At 62.7% G+C, this 1,889-nt stretch carries 2 protein-coding genes; both read left to right on the top strand.

What is annotated here, in order from left to right:
• On the top strand, positions 1-665 hold a 665-nt coding region (locus PspCFBP13509_RS31270; protein WP_137213199.1), incomplete at its 5' end, for an ATP-binding cassette domain-containing protein.
• A gap of 9 nt (positions 666-674) precedes the next feature.
• A complete protein-coding gene (gene araH, locus PspCFBP13509_RS31265; RefSeq protein WP_065925854.1) occupies positions 675-1,643 on the top strand; it encodes an L-arabinose ABC transporter permease AraH in 969 nt (322 codons plus the stop codon).
• Positions 1,644-1,889: the final 246 nt, after the last annotated feature.

Raw genomic sequence — 1,889 nt, 5'->3', positions numbered from 1 at the left:
GCGAGATTCTCGGTCTGTTCGGCCTGGTGGGGGCAGGGCGCACGGAGTTGTTCCGTTTGCTCAGCGGCTTGGAACGCGCCAGCGCCGGCAGCCTTGAGTTATGCGGGGAGGCCCTGCAACTGCGCTCACCCCGCGACGCCATCGCCGCCGGTGTGCTGCTGTGCCCGGAAGATCGCAAGAAGGAAGGCATCATTCCGCTGTCCAGCGTCGCCGAGAACATCAATATCAGCGCGCGTGGAGCCCACTCTTCGTTCGGCTGGTTGCTGCGCGATGGCTGGGAGAAGGGCAATGCCGACCAGCAGATCAAGGCAATGAAGGTCAAAACCCCGACTGCCGCGCAAAAGATCATGTACCTGTCCGGCGGCAACCAGCAGAAAGCCATTCTTGGCCGCTGGCTGTCGATGCCCATGAAGGTCCTGCTGCTGGATGAGCCGACGCGTGGCATCGACATCGGCGCCAAGGCCGAGATCTACCAGATTATCCATAACCTCGCGGCCCAGGGCATTGCGGTGATCGTGGTGTCCAGCGACCTCATGGAAGTGATGGGCATCTCCGACCGCATCCTGGTGCTGTGCGAAGGCGCGATGCGCGGCGAACAGACCCGCGAACACGCGACCGAATCCAACCTGCTGCAACTGGCCCTGCCGCGCGGCCTGGCGAACTGAGAGAAGACCATGACGACTCAAAACAACGCGCTGCCGACGGCACGCAAACCCCTCGATATGCGCGCACTGCTCGACAACTGGGCGATGTTGCTGGCAGCGGTGGGCATCTTTGTCCTGTGCGCCTTGCTCATCGATAACTTCCTTTCGCCGTTGAACATGCGCGGCCTGGGCCTGGCGATTTCCACCGTGGGCATCGCCGCCTGCACCATGCTGTTCTGCCTGGCATCGGGGCACTTCGACTTGTCGGTAGGCTCGGTGATTGCCTGCGCCGGCGTGGTGGCGGCGATTGTGATGCGCGATACCGACAGCGTCATGCTGGGCATTGGCGCGGCGCTGCTGATGGGCCTGGTCGTGGGGCTGATCAACGGCATCGTGATCGCCAAGCTGCGGGTCAATGCGTTGATCACCACCTTGGCGACCATGCAGATCGTGCGCGGCCTGGCCTATATCTTTGCCGACGGCAAGGCGGTGGGGGTGTCCCAGGATCAGTTCTTTATCTTTGGCAATGGCCAACTGCTGGGCGTGCCGGTGCCGATCCTGATCACCATCGTGTGCTTCCTGTTTTTCGGCTGGCTGCTCAACTACACCACCTACGGGCGCAACACCATGGCCATCGGCGGTAACCCGGAAGCGGCGTTGCTGGCGGGGGTGAATGTCGACCGCACCAAGATCCTGATCTTCGCCGTGCACGGCCTGATTGGCGCATTGGCCGGGGTGATCCTCGCCTCGCGCATGACCTCGGGCCAGCCGATGATCGGCCAGGGTTTCGAGCTGACGGTGATTTCCGCCTGCGTGCTGGGCGGGGTGTCGCTGAGCGGCGGCATCGGCATGATCCGCCATGTGATTGCCGGGGTGTTGATTTTGGCGATCATCGAGAACGCGATGAACCTGAAGAACATCGACACCTTCTACCAGTATGTGATCCGCGGTTCGATCCTGCTGCTGGCGGTGGTCATCGACCGCATGAAACAACGCTGATGGTGGTAACCAAGCCCGTCGTAGTGAGCGGGCTTGACCCGCGCTGGGGCGCGAAGCGGCCCCAACACAGTCACTGCATTCTTCCAGGCTGAACCGGGTGGCGGGTTTTAGGGCCGCTTCGCGCCCCAACGCGGGCAAGCCCGCTCACCACAGCGGTTCGATCCTGCTGCTGGCGGTGGTCATCGACCGCATGAAACAACGCTGATGGTGGTAACCAAGCCCGTCGTAGTGAGCGGGCTTGCCCGC

The organism is Pseudomonas sp. CFBP13509 (genome assembly GCF_005233485.1).
GTDB lineage: Bacteria > Pseudomonadota > Gammaproteobacteria > Pseudomonadales > Pseudomonadaceae > Aquipseudomonas > Aquipseudomonas marginalis.
The sequence above is the reverse complement of the archived record's forward strand: the minus strand, read 5'-3'. Positions and strand labels throughout refer to the sequence as shown.

Bases quoted from the DNA above. Each gene is read 5' to 3' on its own strand.
- araH (WP_065925854.1), top strand. From the start codon at position 675: ATGACGACTCAAAACAACGCGCTGCCGACGGCACGCAAACCCCTCGAT.